This is a genomic window from Mesorhizobium sp. M0663 (assembly GCF_040320585.1).
Classification (GTDB): domain Bacteria; phylum Pseudomonadota; class Alphaproteobacteria; order Rhizobiales; family Rhizobiaceae; genus Mesorhizobium.
This window is the reverse complement of sequence record NZ_JAMYPX010000003.1, coordinates 539,179-554,971: the sequence shown is the minus strand read 5'-3', so window position 1 is coordinate 554,971 and position 15,793 is coordinate 539,179. Positions and strand designations below refer to the sequence as shown.

Genomic DNA, 15,793 nt, shown 5'->3' with positions numbered 1-15,793 from the left:
AGCATCATGACCTCGATCGATTCAGTCGGCTTGAAAAGAATGTTCGATGAGATCGCGGCGGTGATCGACGCCGACAAGGACAGGCTCTGCCAACTCGACGGCGTCATCGGCGACGCCGACCATGGCATCGCCATGGCACTAGGCTTCACTGCTGCGCGCGATGCACTAGCGCAACTCGACCTCGCGGCGACCGAGCCGACGGCGCTGCTCAACACTGCGGCGAAATCCTTCCTCAACGCGGTCGGCGCCTCGTCAGGCCCGCTCTATGCGACCGCCTTCATGCGCGGTGCCGCCGCCGTCAAAGGCAAGGCAATTCTGGAGGACGCTGACATCATCGCCATGCTCCGGGCGATGGCGCAAGGCATCCAGGATCGCGGCAAGGCCGAGCTCGGCGAAAAGACCATGGTCGACGCCTGGCTGCCGGCGGCGCAAGCAGCGGGTGCCGCGCAGGAAGCCGGCAAGAGCCTGTCCGAGAGCCTGGAGGCTGCACTTGCAGCGGCCGAACGAGGTGCCGAGGCGACCAAGGACATGATCGCCGCCAAGGGCCGCTCATCGCGGCTCGGCGAGCGCTCGCTCGGGCATATGGACCCCGGCGCCGCATCGGCCGTGACGATCATCAGAGCGATGTGGAACAGTCTGGCTTAACCCCGCTTCGCCGCGTCGAGCCTGTCGATCGCCTGGACATTGCCGGCCGATGGTCCCTTCTCATCGAATTCCGATGCAAGCCATGCATCGACGATCGACTTGGCCAGTTCCGGGCCGATGACGCGGGCGCCCATGGTGATGATCTGGGCGTTGTTGGATTTTGCCGCGCGCTCGGCCGAATAGGTGTCGTGGGTGAGTGCGGCGCGAATGCCGGGCACCTTGTTGGCGGATATGGATACGCCGATGCCGGTGCCGCAAAACAGGATGCCGCGATCGTTTTCGCCGTCCAGGATGGTCTGCGCGAGCTTCTGTGACAGGTCGGCATAGTAGCCCGACTGGCTGAGGTCGCTAACCGTGAGGCCGGGCTTGGTAGCGAGGTGAGCGGCAATGACGTCGAGCAGCGGCTTGCCGGCGCTATCAGCTCCAATGGCAATTTTCATGTTCCGTTTCCTTCCTGTTTGATGATTCAGATCGCCGCCGAGGCGCGCTTGAGGATGTCGACATAGCCGTCCGCCTGCCAGGCCGAGCGGCCGATGAACAAGCCGTCGATGTTGGGCTGGCCGACCAGTTCGGCGGCATTTTGCGGATTGACGCTGCCGCCATAAAGCACCGGCGGCACCATCGGCAGCAGGTCGCGTGCGATTTTCTTGATTAGCGCCTGCTGCCTGTCGGCATAGTCCGAACTGGCCGGCACGCCCTTGTCGCCGATCGCCCAGACGGGCTCATAGGCAAACAGGATCGTCGCCGCCTTCGCCGCGCCTTCGAGAAACTGCAGCGCGCCGTGCACCTGCAAGGCCAGCACCGCAGCGGCCTGCCCGCTGTCGCGTTGAGCCAAGGTCTCGCCGACGCAGATGAGTGGCACGAGACCGTGCTTCACCGCCGCCGCAGTCTTCAGCCCGACAGCCTTGTCGGTCTCGCCGAAATGCTCGCGCCGTTCGCTGTGGCCGAGCTCGACCATGTCGAGCCCGCAGTCTTTCAGCATGACCGGCGAGATCTCGCCGGTCCAGGCGCCGGCGTCGGTCCAATGCATGTTCTGCGCGCCGACCTTGATGCGCGTCGGCGACAGCGCTTTCTTGACCTCGCGGATCGCCGTGAAGGGCGGGATGACGAAAGGCTGGATGCGCTCGTCGAAACCGGGGACGAACTCCGCCAGCGCCTCGGCGAAAGCCATCGCCTCGGCGAGCGTCTTGTTCATTTTCCAGCTGGTGCCGACCCAATAAACCATGCGTGCCCTCCTATTCTGCGATCACTGTCAGCGAAACGCCGGCACCATCCAGCGCGGCGCGCATCTGCGGCTGCGGCTCGCGGCCGGTGAAGACCGTGTCAAAGGCCTTGAGATCTGTCAGGAAGTGCAAGGCAGTGCGGCCGAATTTCCCATGATCGACCAGCAGATATTTGCGCGCTGCTGCGGCCATCATCAGCCGTTTGGTCTGGACCACTTCCTGATCCTGGTGAAAGGCAGAGGCACCATGGATGGCCGATGACGACAGGAACGCGACATCGGCGCGCAATGATTTCAGCGTGTCCTCGGCGAGCAGGCCGAAGAAGCCGTGAAACTTCTTGTTGTATTGGCCGCCGAGCGCAATCAGGTTGATGCCGGCAACGCCCGCCAAATCCTGGATGACAGCCAGATTGTTCGAGATCACCGTCAGCGGACGCAGATCGGCAAGATGCCGAGCAACGCCGCCCGCGGTTGAGCCGTCGTCGATGATCACCGTCTGACCCGGTTCGATCATCGTCACGGCAGCGGCGGCGATGCGCTTCTTCTCGTCGCCGGCCAGCCGCTGGCGGTAGCGGAAATCGCTCTCGAAAAGGCTGCTCGGCTGGATCGAGGCGCCGCCGCGCACCTTGCGCAGGAAGCCGCTTTCCTCGAGCTCGTCGAGGTCGCGGTGGACAGTCATCTTTGACACGCCGAAGCGTGAGGCAAGATCGTCGACACTGGCGGTGCCGATGTCCATCAGAAAATCCATGATGCCTTGCCGACGGCCGTCGCTCTTCATTTCCGCGGCTTCCTCGTGCAATCCGGTTCCGAGATATAACAGCAAACATTGCACAAGCCACCAAATTTTTTGTGATAATGTTATATCTCTATGGGATGTCATGACGCTTCTGGTCGCGTCCTGTAACAAGAATTGCTGCCGGCCGAGCGCCCAGCGGTTGCGGTGCCGCGGAAATCCAGCCAGAAGCATCAGGGGCTCGACGACAACCGAACGGCCCGCAAACACTGGCTCGAAACCGGATACGGGAGACTACTGAGTGGCTCGCATCACACTGAGACAATTGCTCGATCATGCCGCCGAATACGGCTATGGCGTGCCTGCCTTCAACATGAACAATATGGAACAGGGCCTCGCCATCATGGAGGCAGCCGAGGAGACCAAATCGCCGGTTATCCTGCAGGCGAGCCGCGGCGCGCGAGCCTACGCCAACGATGTGGTGCTGGCCAAGCTGATCGACGCGCTGGTCGAAATCCATCCCGATATCCCGGTCTGCATGCATCTCGACCATGGCAACAACGAAGCGACCTGCGTCACCGCGATCCAGCACGGCTTCACCTCCGTGATGATGGACGGATCGCTGAGGGAAGACGGCAAGACGCCGGCCGACTACGCCTATAATTCCGGCATCACCCGCCGCGTCGTCGACATGGCGCATTGGGGCGGCGTCTCGGTGGAAGGCGAGATCGGCGTCCTTGGATCGCTTGAGATGGGCGGCGGCGAGCAGGAAGACGGCCATGGCGTCGAGGGCGTCATCAGCCACGACCAGCTGCTGACCGACCCCGTGCAGGCCGAACAATTCGTGCGCGACACCCGTGTCGATGCGCTGGCCGTCGCCATGGGCACCAGCCACGGCGCCTACAAGTTCAGCCGCAAGCCGGACGGCGCTGTGCTGGCCATGAACGTCATCGAGGAAATCCACCGCCGTCTGCCGAGCATGCATCTCGTCATGCACGGCTCGTCCTCGGTGCCAGAGGAGTTGCAGGAGATCATCAACAAATATGGCGGCCAGATGAAGCCGACATGGGGCGTGCCGGTCGAAGAGATCCAGCGCGGCATCAAGCACGGGGTGCGCAAGATCAATATCGATACCGACAACCGCATGGCGCTGACCGGCGCAATCCGCAAGGTGCTGACCGAGAACCCGAGCGAATTCGATCCGCGCAAATATCTGACGCCGGCAATGGCCGCGATGCGGAAGCTGTGCAAGGAGCGCTTCGAGCAGTTCGGCACCGCCGGCAACGCACCGAAGATCAAGCCGCTGCCGCTGTCGGAAATGGCCAAGCGCTACAAGTCCGGAAGCCTCGATCCGAAATTTGGCTGACGTATTCCGGTTCTGAGCAGGAGCTGCCTCAGCTCCTGCTCATCCGATCATGCTCGCGGCAAGAGATCGGCCCTGCCGGTCTCGATAAATGGTGCCCAGTAGTCGACCGACTCGCGGATCATGGCGATGACCTCGTGGTCGACGGGCTCGCGCTCGCGGAACGACAATTCCAGGCAGATCTCGTTGTCGACGCCGCCTCCGCGACGCACTGTCTGAAGGAGCTTTTCCGGCGTGATACGGCCGTCGTTGTTGTAGGTCGCAGTGAACGGCCAATGGCCGCCCTTGTTCATCGACGACTGCTTGACGTGGATGATCGGCGATTGCCTGGGAAAGGCTTCGGCCCAGGCATAAGGGTCGGTGTCCGCCGGATTGCTCGAGGTCACGTCGCCATGGTCGATGTCGACCATCATCTTGAGCGGGAGGGCCATGCCGGCCGCTTCGATCTCGCGCTGCAGTGCCCGGCAGCTTTCGATCGTATGGCCGAATTCGCGGCCGACCGACATCGGCTCCCAGAACAGGTAGGTCAAGCCGGCTGCTTTGGCATGCTCGGCGACCTCGCGCCAGCATTCCAGCGCGATGTCGAAAAGCCGCGCGCGACGTTCAGGATTGTCGTAATCCCGGTGGGTGAAGATCGCGAATTGCGTGCCCATGCCCGCGGCGCCGAGCTCGGCCGAAACTTCTGAAAAGGTCTTGAACCAGTCGACGTAGTAGCGCCGCACGTCGGCATCGGGATGGCCGAAATGATTGAGCCGGCCGTAAGGGCCGGTCATCGCGGAGGTCACGCGCACACCGGTGCGGTTGAGCGCGGAGCGGAACAGGCGGACGAATTTGGCGATCGTCGCCGCCGGCCAGCCGGGATTGACGAATTCATGGGTGAGTTGGACGTCCCTGATACCGATCTGATAGGCGATCGCGTCGATCAGGTCGTCCGGCTCCGCAAAGCGGTTGACCAGCGGATTGGTGTTGAGCGAAAGCGTAAAGGCCATCAGCCGGCCTTTGCCAGCCGGCTCGAGCACCAGTCCTCGAAGGCGGTTCTTTCCGCGGCGGACAGATGCAGGCCGTGCTTGGTGCGCCTTTCGAGAATATCGGCGGCGGTCTCGGCCCATTCATGCTCGAACAGGTAATTGGCTTCGCGCTCGAAAAAATCCTTGCCGAAGCGCCGGCCCAGTTCGGCGAGCGAGGTGGCCGCGCCGACCAGATCGCGCGTCCTTGTGCCGTAGAGCCTGCCGTAATGCTTGACCAGCGAGGCCGGCATCCAGGGAAATTCATGGCCGAGGTCGCCCAGAAACTGCTCGAAATCGGCATTGGCGATATCGCCGCCCGGCAGGTGCCCTTTCGAGGTCCACGGCTTGCCCATTTTCGGAAAGAACGGGGCGATACGGTCGAGCGCGTGCTCGGCCAATTTGCGGAAGGTGGTGATCTTGCCGCCGAAGACCGAAAGCAGCGGCGCCTGCCCAGCCGGTGCGTCGAGTTCGAATATGTAATCGCGGGTCACCGCGCTCGGATTGTCGGCATTGTCGTCATAGAGCGGCCTGACGCCGGAAAACGAGTAGACGACGTCGCTTCGTGCGAGCTGGCGCTTGAAGTAGCGATTGACTGCCTTGATCAGGTAATCGATCTCGCTCGCATCGGCGGTCACGTCCTCCGGCCGCCCTTCATAGGGAATGTCAGTGGTGCCGATCAGCGCCAGATCGTTCTGATAGGGATTGATGAAGATCACCCGCTTGTCGCTGTTCTGAACGAGATAGGCCTGCCGCCCTTCCCAGAATTTCGGCACAACGATGTGGCTGCCCTTGACCAGGCGCACGTTGCGCCTGGAATTCTGGCCGGCGACGCGGTTGATGACGTCGTTGACCCAGGGTCCGGCGGCGTTGATCAGCGCCCGTGCCCGGACTGTGGTCCTGACGCCGGTTCGACCGTCGCGCATCTCCACCGACCACAGGCCGTTTTCGCGACGGGCGGCTGTGCAGGCGGTGCGGGTGAATATCCTAGCTCCGCGCTCAGCGGCGTCGAGCGCGTCGATGACGACCAGGCGAGCGTCATCGACCCAACAGTCAGAATATTCGAAGCCGCGCTTGAAGGCGTCCTTGATCGGCGCGCCTTCGGGCGCGGTGCGCAGGTCGAGCGTACGCGTGGCCGGCAGCCGCTTGCGGCCGCCAAGATGGTCGTAGAGGAACAGGCCGAGCCGGACCAGCCAGGCCGGCCGGTCATCGGGGCTGTGTGGCAGCACGAAGCGCATCGGCCAGATGATGTGCGGCGCGGATTCGAGCAGCACCTCGCGTTCGATCAGCGCCTCCCGCACCAAGCGGAACTCGTAATATTCGAGATAGCGCAAACCGCCATGAACGAGCTTTCCCGATCGCGAACTGGTGCCCTCGGCGAGATCGTCTTTTTCGCAAAGAATGACCGACAGCCCCCGGCCTGCCGCATCGCGCGCGATACCGGCGCCATTGACGCCGCCGCCGATGACGAAGAGGTCGACGATTTCGGTTTCACCGCTCATCTCGCTCTATGCCCTGTCGTCAGCACGGGTTGACCGGAGGCAGGCCGGCGATGAAGCGGCGCACTTCCTCCGCCGCCTGCTCGGCCGCGTAGGTCACGGTGCGTACCGACGCGCCGGCGATATGCGGCGTCAGTGTCACGTTCGGCAGCTGCAGCAAGGGCCAGTCGGCAGGCACCGGCTCGACGGCGAACGTCTCCAGCATAGCACTGCCGATGTGTCCCGAGACGAGCGCCTCGTAGAGCGCATCGTAGTCGACCAGCGGTCCGCGCGCGGTATTGACGAAGATTACGCCGGGTTTCATCCGGGCGATGGCGTTCTTGCCGATCAGGCCGCGCGTCTCCTCGGTGACCCGGGAATGCAGCGTGACCACATCGGAGCGCGACAGCAGATCGTCCAGCGCAACCAGTTCGACGCCGGCATTGCGGTCCTCGGCGCTCAATTGCACATAGGGATCGCAAACCAGGATGCGGCAGCCGAAGGCGCGCAGCAGGCGAACCAGCCTGGTGCCGATATTGCCGTAGCCGATGACGCCGACGGTCATTTCGTTGAGCTCGCGGCCGGTGCGATCGGCGCGGTAGAGATCGCCGCGCCATTCGCCCTTGCGCAAGGCTTCGTGACCGACGCGGATCAGCCGCGTTTCAGCGAGAATGGCGCCGATGGTGAACTCGGCCACGGCGCTGGCGTTGCGGCCGGGCACATTGACCACGGTGATGCCGTGGGCCTTGGCGGCGGCCATGTCGATGTTGATCGGTCCGCCGCGCGAGACCGCAACCAGCTTGAGCGTGGGCAGGCGCTGCATCATGCTTTCGGAGAGCGGCGCAAGCTGGGTGACGAAGATTTCGGCGTCGCCGATGAAATCCACCACCTCGTCGGGATCGCCGAAATACTCCTTGACCTTGTCCAGACCAAGCGCGGCATTGCCGAATTGCATCGGCTCGTCGGGCCAAGCGGTCTCAATGCTGCGGATGTCGAGATTGTCGCCGCAGGCCGCCTCGATTTTCTCGCGAAACACTTCCGGAAGCATGAAGCGGTCGCCGATGATCGCAATTTTCTTGGGCATGCTCTTCTCAATTCACGTCGGTTTGCCTGGACGCGGCCATCGAGCGCCAGACCGGCCGCAGCGCCTCATGCGCCAATGTGTAGGACGGAGCCATCGCCTCATAGGCAGCGGCAAGTTTCCGATCGCTGGGTTCGGCCGTACGGAGCAAAGGCGTGACCCATTCGCTGACGCAATCGTCCATCGATGCGTATTGGCCGACGCAGACCGCAGCAATCATTGCGGCGCCCGCAGCACCGGCCTCCTCGCGCTCGCTGGTGCGAATGTCGGCTCCGACCGCAGCACCCAGGATCTTGCGCAGAGCCGGGCTCCTGGCCGCTCCGCCGGTCAGGCGGATTTCCTTGGGCAGTGGCCCCATGGCGGCGTAGCAATCGCGTGCCGCGAAAGCCAGCCCCTCGAACACCGCACGAACCATGTCGGCATAGCCGTGCCTGGACGAAATGCCGACGAAGCCGGCCCTGGCATTGGCATCGACGAACGGGCCGCGCTCGCCCGCCTCCGAGACATACGGCTGGTAGAGCAGCGAGCCTGGCTCGGACGACGATATCCACTGGTCGACCAGTGCGATCATCTCGCCATTGGTCCGCGTGATGCCTTGCGAGGCGAGAATGCCGGAGGCGAGGCCAAGGACCCAGTCGATGTTGAGCGTTGCCGCCATGTTCGACTGCATCTGCGCAAAGACGCCCGGTGCCGGCATCGTCATCGTGTAGCCGGTTGCAGCCTCGTTGAGCAGCACCTCGTCCGGTGTTTCGGCAAGCCGCATATGCATGCCGGTGGAACCGATGATCGAGCATCCCGGCTTGCGCTCGCGATCGAACAGGCCGGCGCCAAGCGCCGTGCAGGCGACATCGACATAGGCCAGAACGACCGGTGTGCCGGCGAGCAGGCCGGTCGCATCGGCTGCTGCCACCGACAGCGAGGTGCTTTGCCTGGTGCCATCGACGATGGGCGGCAACAGATGCCGGAGATCGGTGACGCCGAGTACCTCGAGCACATCATCGCAATAGCCGCGCGTGCGGAAGTCGCCGAAGGTGAAGGTGCCCTCGGACGGGTCGGTGGCGCGGTGGCCGGTCAACTTGAAATAGAGCCAGTCCTTGCAGTGGAACGCCGTCGCTGCATTGGCAAGCATCGCGGGCATGTGGCGCTTCATGAACACGAACTGCGATCCCTGCTGGCAGGCAGCGAGCCCGCTGCCGGTCTTTTCGAAGCGCAGCCGGTCCTCCGGCCGCGCGCGGATCTCCTCGACGACCGCGGCAGCGCGCGCGTCGAGCCACAGCCAGCCCTTGGCAACCGGCTCGCCATCCTTGTCGATCAGCCAGGTACCGTCGCCCTGCCCGGTCACGGCGATGGCAATGGTCCGGCTGGCGAGATCCGGCACCTTGTCGGCAAGCTCGCGCAAGGTCATCGCGGTATCGGCCCAGGTGCGTGTCAGGTCCTGCTCGGCGCCGCCGCCCGGCAGTGTCTCGTATTTATTGGGCAGCGCGGCGGACGCGATCTGCCTGCCCGCCGTGTCAAAGGCGACGGATTTTATGACAGACGTGCCGGCGTCGATGCCGATCAGCACATCCTGCATCAAGCAAGCTCCGTGCCGTGCGAAATGGCATTGCCGCTCGCCTGATCGAAGACGTGAAGGTTTTTCGGATCGATGCTGATCTTGATCGGCGCGCCAAGCTCCAAGCGGGTTCGGTCATGTTCGACCAGGACCAGCGAACCGCCGGCGAAATCGGCGGCGATATGGGTCTGGTCGCCGAGCCATTGATTGGCCGAAACCGTCGCCGGCACACCATCCTTCGAGCGGCGGACCGCATAGGGCCTGACGCCGATGACGACGCGCTGCCGGTTGAGCAATTCGTCGCGAACCGGGCCGCTGAACGCATCCTTGTCGTAGTCGAGCGAAAGCCCGTCGGGCAGCTTGAGACTGATCTTGTCGGCAGCCGTGCCGACATAGGCCTCGAAGACATTCATCGGCGGCTCGCCAACGAAGGTGCCGGTGAACAGGTTTGCCGGTCGCTCCTTGAGCCTGTCAGGCGTATCGAACTGCTGCAGCACGCCGCCCTCCATGACAGCGATGCGATCGGCCAGCGCATTGGCCTCGGTCTGGTCGTGGGTGACCAGAATCGCGGTCAGGCCACGCTCCTTGATGAAATGCTTGATGCGGCCGCGCAGCACGGCGCGAAGCTGCGGCTCAAGCTGGCCCATCGGCTCGTCCAGCAGATGCAGGTCGGCCTCGCGGATCAGCGCCCGGCCGAGGCTGGCGCGCTGCTGCTGGCCGCCGGAGATCGAGCTCGGATAGCGCTCGAGAATGTCCTCGATCTCGAGCAGCTTGGCGATGTTGGCAACCTTTGCATCGACCGCACTCTTCGCCAGCCTGGCGGCCTTGAGCGCGAAGGCCATGTTCTCGCGCACGGTCAGCGGCGGGTAGAGCGAATAACCCTCGAAAGCCATTGCGACGTTGCGCCTGACCGGCGGCAACGTGTGCACCTTGCGGCCGGCAACCGAGATGCTACCGCGCGAGACCTCTTCGAAGCCTGCGATCATACGCAATGTCGAGGTCTTGCCGCAGCCGGACGAGCCGAGCAGCGCCACGATCTCGCCCTTGGCGATTTCCATCGTCAGGTTCTTGACGGCATGTACGCCACGGTCGATCGGACCGTAGAATTTGTCGACGCCCGAAATGGTGATTGCGGTCGGGCTCATGCCGCTTCTCCGCTGCGCAAATTGACGACGTTTTTCGAGCCGATGCGCTCGCCGCTTGTGCGATCGAACAAAAGGGCGCTTTTACTGTCGACGGCAATGTAGACCTTGCCCTCGGATTGGCCCGGTGTCCCGGAAGGACGCGAAACCAGAATTTCACGGCCGCGCACGGTGCGCACCAGCGTGACGATCTTCTCGTTGAGCGGCGTCTCGGCCTCGACCGTCACCGGGATGGCGCCGAGCGTGCGTTCATCGACAAACGCCAGCGCCTCCGGCCGCAAACCGATCACGCAGTCACGGCCGACCGCCGCCTCATGAGCGCCGGCAAGATGGACCTGGACGTTGGACAGGCCGACATAGATGCCCTTGGCGTCCCGCGCCGGCTTGACGTCCAGAAGGTTGATGGTCGGGTCGCCGAACAGCCGGGCAATCTCGACATTGGCCGGCTCGCGATAGATCTGCTCGGGCGTGCCGAGCTGTTTGACGACGCCCTGCGACATCACCGCGATGCGGTCGCCGAGCGCCATCGCTTCCTTGTAGTCCTGGGTGACGTAGATGACGGTCGCGCCGCGATCCGCCAGCAGTCTTGGCAATTCCAGCCGCATTTCGAAGCGCAATTTGGCATCGACGTTGCGCAAGGGATCATCGAGCAGCAGCAGCGGCGGCGAGCCGACCAGGGCGCGGGCAAGCGCGGTGCGTTGCTTCTGGCCATTGGACAGCGCCCGCGGCTTGTGGCTGAGCACATGGCCGATTTTCAACAGCTTGGCGACGCTCTCGACGCCGGTCTTTATCGTGCCTTGCGATGAGTGCTTCGCCTGCAGCGGCGTCGCAATGTTATCGAACGCCGTCATATGCGGGAACAGCGCGAAGTTCTGAAATGCCATGCCGACGCCGCGGAACTCGGCGTCGAGATCGGTCATGTCCTCGCCGCCGATGAGTATCTTTCCCTCGTCGGGGTCGATGACGCCGGCCACCAGCCGCAGCAGCACGGTCTTGCCGGCGCCGGACGGCCCGAACAGGACCAGCGTTTCGCCGTCGGCGACGGTCAGCGACAGATTGTCGAGAACAGTCTGGCTTTTATAGCGCTTGACGATGTTTCGCAGTTCGAGGCTTGCCATCGGACTATCCTTTCACCGCGCCAAGCGACAGGCCTTCGACGAGATAGCGTTGCGCATAGAGCGCGAGCGCCAGCGTTGGCGTGATCGACAGCACGATCGCCGCCGAGATCTGGCCATACTGGATGCCCGAGGAGGTGATGAAGGCGAGCGCGCCGACCGTCACCGGCTGCTTGTCGGCCGAGGCGAGCACCAGCGCAAAAACGAAATTGTTCCAGGCAAAGATGAAGGCGAGCAGACCGGCAGCGGCAATGCCTGGGCCGGCGAGCGGCAGCGCGATCTTGCGGAAGGTGGCAAACCAGGAATGTCCGGCAATGCGGTAGGCGTATTCGATGTCGGCGGGAATGTCCTCGAAATAGCCGCGCACAATCCACAGGATCAACGGCAGGCAGATCAACTGATAGACCCAGATCAGCCCGATATAGGTGTTGGCCAGCCCGAGCTTCTGGAAATAGAGGGTGAGCGGCAGGAGCACCAGCAGCGCCGGCGCAAACCGGAACGACAGCAGCGTAAAGGCAATGTCCTCCGAGCCGCGGAATTTGTGCCGCGCAAAGGCGTAGGCCGCCGGAACGCCGAGCAGCAACGCGACGGCAACCGAGGTGACCGACAGGAAGACGGAATTCCAGAGGTTGCGCATGAAGGCGATGTCGAGCGTGCCGGCCGCCGTCATCAGCTTGCCGGTGATCAAGGCAGTGTAGTTGGCGAGCGTCGGCTCGAAGACAAGCTGCGGCGGAATCCGCAGGATTGTCTCATTGGTCTGGAACGACATCATCAGGATCCAGACGATCGGGAACATGAAGAAGATCACGACCAGCGCCAGGGCAATGCCGCGCAGGATGCGTTCGAGAAGCGAGGTGTGTTCCACGCCAGCCTCCTATGCCTGGCCGCGGGCGCGTTCGCGCAGTCGCAGCCAGTTCTTGATGAAAATGTTCGAGAGGAAATAGGTGATCGCCCACAGGATGATCATCAGTGCCGCCGAGCGGCCGACATTGGTCGACTGGAAGAAATTGAGATAGGCCTCGACCTGGAACACGGTCAGCGTGTCGCCCGGACCGCCCTGCGTCATGGCGTAGATGATGTCGAACTGCTGGATGGAATCAAGCAGGCGGAACAGGGTCGCCGTCAGGATGTAGGGGGTCAGCATCGGCAGTGTGATGCGGAAGAAGACGAAGCTGCGTGGCACGCCGTCGAGTGCTGCCGCCTCGAAGGGCTGCGTCGGCAGGCTGCGCAGGCCTGCAAGCAGCAGGATCATGATGAAGGGGGTGTAGACCCAAATGTCGACGAGCACGACGGTGAGCAGCGCCGTCGACGGAGACGAGGCCCAGCGGAAATCCTGCAACCCGATCAGGCTGGCGAGATAGCTGAGCACGCCGAAACCGGGATTGGTCATCAGCTTCCACATCAGCGCGGCGAGCGCCGGCGCCGTCATCAGCGGCATCAGCAGCATGATCGAGATGAAGTTGTTCAGCGTCGAGCGCTTTTGCAGCAGCATGGCGATGCCGAGACCGAGAAGCAGTTCAAGCACAACGGTGATGCCGGCGTAGAGCAGCGAGATCTCCAGCGTGTTCCAGAACTTCGGGTCGGTGAAGAAGGAGATATAGTTGTCGCCCCAGTTGAACTGCCGCGCCCAGGGTTGGCTCAACCGGTAGCGCTGGAACGAATAGACCACCGACGTCAGGAACGGGATCAGGATGCCGATGCAGACCAGCAGAGCCGGCAGGCTGAGGAGATAGGGCAGCACCCGCTTGCTGATCCTGAAGCCCGACGGCCTGTTTCTTTGTATTGTCGCCGCAGTCATCGGCTGCTCCGTCATCCTGTTGCTTCGCCGTCCCGGCCGCCCAAGGGAGCAAGGCGGCCGGTCGGGCGAGCAGGCGGCACCTTTCGGGACCGCGTCGCAAACGTATCACATCTCAAAGGCTGGCCCGCGGACGGGCCAGCCTTGGCCGCGGGTTAGCCGAGCCCGGCTTCCTTGAGCTGGCTGTTGATGCTCTCGGCCAGCTTGTCGAGACCCTCGTCGACCGGCACTTCCTTGGCCACCATCTTCTGCAGCGTCGCCGCCCATTCGGTGGTGAGATCGAAGAACAGCGGCTGCGGGGTGAACTTGATGCTGGCGCCCGGCGCCGAGACGTCGAACATCTCGACATAACCCGGATAGCTCTTGTTCAGCTTCTCGCGGAACATCTCGTCGTTCCAGACCGACTGACGAACCGGATTGACGAAGTCCATCTTGGTCGCACCGAACAATGCATGCTCGGGTCCGGATGCCCATTGCATGAAGTACCAGGTGGCGTCCTTGTCCTTGGAGAAGTTGGACATCGACAGCGACCAGATCCAGATATTGGGCGTCGGCGCCTTGGCGGCAGGATTGGCCTTGAATGCCGAAAAGGCGAGCTTGCCGGCCATCTTGTTGTCGCCGCCATTCATGAAGTAGCCAAGGATGTCGGCGTCGTAAATCATCGCCGAAGCACCTGCACCGAGATCGGTGCCGACCTGATACCAGGTGTAGGTCGACCAGTCCTTCGGGCCGCTCTCCTGGATCATCTGGACCCACTGCTTGTGGAAAGCCTTGGATTCGGCGGTGCTCATCGCGGCCGACAGCTTGCCGTCAGCCGAGACGTTCAGGTCCTTCTGGTCGAAATTGGCGTAAGCCGACAGGAATCCCGGGTGGATCGTCGCCCAGGAGCGCGAGCCGCGCACGCCGATGCCGTAGACGCCGCCACCGACGTCCTTGGTGAGCTTCGCCGCCGTAGCGACCATCTCATCCATATTGCCGGGAACGCTGACGCCGACCTTGTCGAACATGCCCTTGTTGTAGGTGATGTTGTTCTGCTCGAAGCCCCACGGAATGCACCACTGCTTGGCGTCTTCCGAACCGAGCACTCCGCCCGGCTGGCCGTTCCAGGCGCAGGACTTTCTGACGCCGGGCAGGAAGTCGTCCCAGGCATATTTCGGGTTGGTCTTGGCCGAATCCTTGATCCATTCGTTGAGGTCGGTGATCCAGCCGGCCGGACCGTAGGTCCAGGTCATGTAGGCGCCGGTCATGAAGGCATCGTATTCGGGCGAGCTGGCCGACAGCGCGGCGGTAACCTTGTCGAAATAGACGTCTTCGGGGAACACGTCATAGACGACTTCCATGCCGGTCAGCTTCTTGAAATTGTCGAGGTTGGCAATCATCGCATCGGCGTAAGGATGCTTGTTGAGCAGCAGCTTGATGGTTTTGCCCTTATGCGCCTGCCAGTCGAAATCAGCCGCCAGGGCGCGGGTCTGCCCGAAATTGAGCAGTGTGCCGGCGGTGCTGGCGGCAAGGCCCATTGCACCGAGGCCCTTGATCAGCCCACGGCGGTCGACTTGTCCACGCAGGAATGCGTCGATGAGGTCTTTCTCTTTCTCATGCATTTCTCTTCTCCTCCACAGGGTAGTTTCAACGAAATGGTTGCCGGCTACCCGACCGGCGTCTGTTCCACGAGCGATCGCGCCGTCCGCTCGTCGGTTATCAAGCCTTTGAGATAACGGCCCTCCAGCACTGACTTGATGGCGCGAACCTTCACCTTGCCGCCGGCGACGGCGACAATCCTGCGGTTGCTGATGTCTTCGCGCGCCAGTGCCAGCGCCCGGTCGGAAAGCGTCGTCGCAACGGCCTTTCCGGCATCGTCGAAGAAATGGCCGAGCAGTTCGCCGACACCGCCGTTGCGGCGGATCTCCTCCATCTCGCCCTTCTCGATCATACCGGTGGCGACAAGCGAGGCCTCACGTTCGGCGGTGCCGATGCCGGCGATGAGCAGGTCGGCGGACTTGGCGAGGTCGAAGACATCGCTGACGCCTTTCTGCCCGAGCAACACCGTTCGATCCTCGACCGTGTTGGCGAACATCGGTACGGGCATCACATAGGCCTCCGCACCAGTCCGCTCGGCGACGCGGTGGATGACGTCATGCGGATTGGCCGAGAACTTGCGCGTCAGGCCGCCAAGCAGCGAGACGAAACGGATCCTGCCGGCCGATATGCGCGGCAGATATTCCACGCAGGCGGCAAGCGTGCGGCCGTGGCCGACGCCGATCAGCGCCTCTTCGCCGCGTTCGATCTCGCGCTTGAGAAACTGCGCGCCAGCAATGCCGAGCGCCTTGAGCGGCAGGTCTTCGGCATCGAAGTCCGGCACCACCTCGCAGTAGTCGAGGCCGTACCGGCCGGACAACTCATCCTCAAGCTCCACGCATTCTGAGACTTCGCCGTCGATGTAGACTTTGACCAGGCCTTCCTGATTGGCCTTGGTGATCAGGCGATGCGCCTTGAGACTGGTCAGGCCAAGCCGTTTGGCGACCTCCGACTGGGTCAGGCCGCCGGCATAGTGAAGCCAGGCGGCACGGGCTGCCATGCCGGTCTCATCGTCGCGCAGCAGGCCGTTGCCAAAACCAACCATTTCCGCCCTTTGATATTTTTATCAGTTGCTGCAAAATTTTTCA

15 protein-coding genes are annotated in these 15,793 nt (G+C 63.0%); 2 read left to right on the top strand and 13 right to left on the bottom strand.

Going from position 1 to position 15,793, the window contains the following annotated elements; all coding sequences use genetic code 11:
* Nucleotides 1-6 precede the first annotated feature (6 nt).
* Nucleotides 7-645 carry a dihydroxyacetone kinase subunit DhaL gene (dhaL, locus tag NKI54_RS09200; protein ID WP_352691242.1) on the top strand — a complete coding sequence of 213 codons (639 nt, stop codon included), beginning with the start codon at nucleotides 7-9 and terminating at the stop codon, nucleotides 643-645.
* Here dhaL and derI read toward each other — a convergent pair.
* The 3 genes from derI to NKI54_RS09185 are packed head-to-tail and all read right to left on the bottom strand — an operon-like array spanning nucleotide 642 to nucleotide 2,645.
* Nucleotides 642-1,085, bottom strand: a complete 444-nt coding sequence (derI, locus tag NKI54_RS09195) for a D-erythrulose-4-phosphate isomerase (RefSeq protein WP_023676015.1) — start codon at nucleotides 1,083-1,085, stop codon at nucleotides 642-644. The two genes, dhaL and derI, sit on opposite strands and share 4 nt — an antisense overlap.
* A gap of 26 nt (nucleotides 1,086-1,111) precedes the next feature.
* Nucleotides 1,112-1,870: a triose-phosphate isomerase gene (locus tag NKI54_RS09190; protein WP_023676016.1), complete on the bottom strand. Its 759-nt coding sequence runs from the start codon at nucleotides 1,868-1,870 to the stop codon at nucleotides 1,112-1,114.
* 10 nt (nucleotides 1,871-1,880) lie between these two features.
* Nucleotides 1,881-2,645, bottom strand: a complete 765-nt coding sequence (locus NKI54_RS09185; RefSeq protein WP_023676017.1) for a DeoR/GlpR family DNA-binding transcription regulator — start codon at nucleotides 2,643-2,645, stop codon at nucleotides 1,881-1,883.
* Nucleotides 2,646-2,901: 256 nt separating this feature from the next.
* On the opposite strand from NKI54_RS09185, the gene fba reads away from it, so the two are divergent.
* On the top strand, nucleotides 2,902-3,966 hold the full coding sequence (gene fba / locus NKI54_RS09180) for a class II fructose-bisphosphate aldolase (RefSeq protein ID WP_023676018.1): 1,065 nt from the start codon (nucleotides 2,902-2,904) through the stop codon (nucleotides 3,964-3,966).
* A 47-nt stretch (nucleotides 3,967-4,013) separates the two neighbouring features.
* On the opposite strand, the gene NKI54_RS09175 is transcribed toward fba, so the two are convergent.
* From NKI54_RS09175 to NKI54_RS09130, 10 genes are all read right to left on the bottom strand, one after another.
* Nucleotides 4,014-4,952 carry a sugar phosphate isomerase/epimerase family protein gene (locus tag NKI54_RS09175; RefSeq protein ID WP_352691240.1) on the bottom strand — a complete coding sequence of 313 codons (939 nt, stop codon included), beginning with the start codon at nucleotides 4,950-4,952 and terminating at the stop codon, nucleotides 4,014-4,016.
* Nucleotides 4,952-6,469 carry a glycerol-3-phosphate dehydrogenase gene (locus tag NKI54_RS09170; RefSeq protein WP_352691238.1) on the bottom strand — a complete coding sequence of 506 codons (1,518 nt, stop codon included), beginning with the start codon at nucleotides 6,467-6,469 and terminating at the stop codon, nucleotides 4,952-4,954. Before NKI54_RS09170 ends, NKI54_RS09175 begins: the two co-directional genes overlap by 1 nt.
* Before the next feature lie 19 nt (nucleotides 6,470-6,488).
* Nucleotides 6,489-7,529 (bottom strand): 2-hydroxyacid dehydrogenase, encoded by a 1,041-nt coding sequence (locus NKI54_RS09165; protein ID WP_352691236.1) that lies wholly within the window; start codon nucleotides 7,527-7,529, stop codon nucleotides 6,489-6,491.
* A 7-nt stretch (nucleotides 7,530-7,536) separates the two neighbouring features.
* Nucleotides 7,537-9,099 carry an FGGY-family carbohydrate kinase gene (locus tag NKI54_RS09160; protein WP_352575567.1) on the bottom strand — a complete coding sequence of 521 codons (1,563 nt, stop codon included), beginning with the start codon at nucleotides 9,097-9,099 and terminating at the stop codon, nucleotides 7,537-7,539.
* Complete coding sequence (locus NKI54_RS09155; RefSeq protein WP_352575565.1) at nucleotides 9,099-10,223, bottom strand: ABC transporter ATP-binding protein; 1,125 nt, start codon at nucleotides 10,221-10,223, stop codon at nucleotides 9,099-9,101. Before NKI54_RS09155 ends, NKI54_RS09160 begins: the two co-directional genes overlap by 1 nt.
* Nucleotides 10,220-11,338: an ABC transporter ATP-binding protein gene (locus NKI54_RS09150; protein WP_352502996.1), complete on the bottom strand. Its 1,119-nt coding sequence runs from the start codon at nucleotides 11,336-11,338 to the stop codon at nucleotides 10,220-10,222. The genes NKI54_RS09155 and NKI54_RS09150 overlap by 4 nt, the downstream gene beginning before the upstream one ends.
* Before the next feature lie 4 nt (nucleotides 11,339-11,342).
* Nucleotides 11,343-12,200, bottom strand: coding sequence for a carbohydrate ABC transporter permease (locus NKI54_RS09145; protein WP_023676025.1), 858 nt, complete (start codon nucleotides 12,198-12,200; stop codon nucleotides 11,343-11,345).
* A gap of 9 nt (nucleotides 12,201-12,209) precedes the next feature.
* Nucleotides 12,210-13,133, bottom strand: coding sequence for a carbohydrate ABC transporter permease (locus NKI54_RS09140; protein WP_352452414.1), 924 nt, complete (start codon nucleotides 13,131-13,133; stop codon nucleotides 12,210-12,212).
* 152 nt (nucleotides 13,134-13,285) lie between these two features.
* A complete protein-coding gene (locus NKI54_RS09135; RefSeq protein WP_352575563.1) occupies nucleotides 13,286-14,731 on the bottom strand; it encodes an ABC transporter substrate-binding protein in 1,446 nt (481 codons plus the stop codon).
* Between the two features lie 44 nt (nucleotides 14,732-14,775).
* A complete protein-coding gene (locus NKI54_RS09130) occupies nucleotides 14,776-15,750 on the bottom strand; it encodes a sugar-binding transcriptional regulator (RefSeq protein ID WP_023676028.1) in 975 nt (324 codons plus the stop codon).
* Between the last annotated feature and the right edge of the window lie 43 nt (nucleotides 15,751-15,793).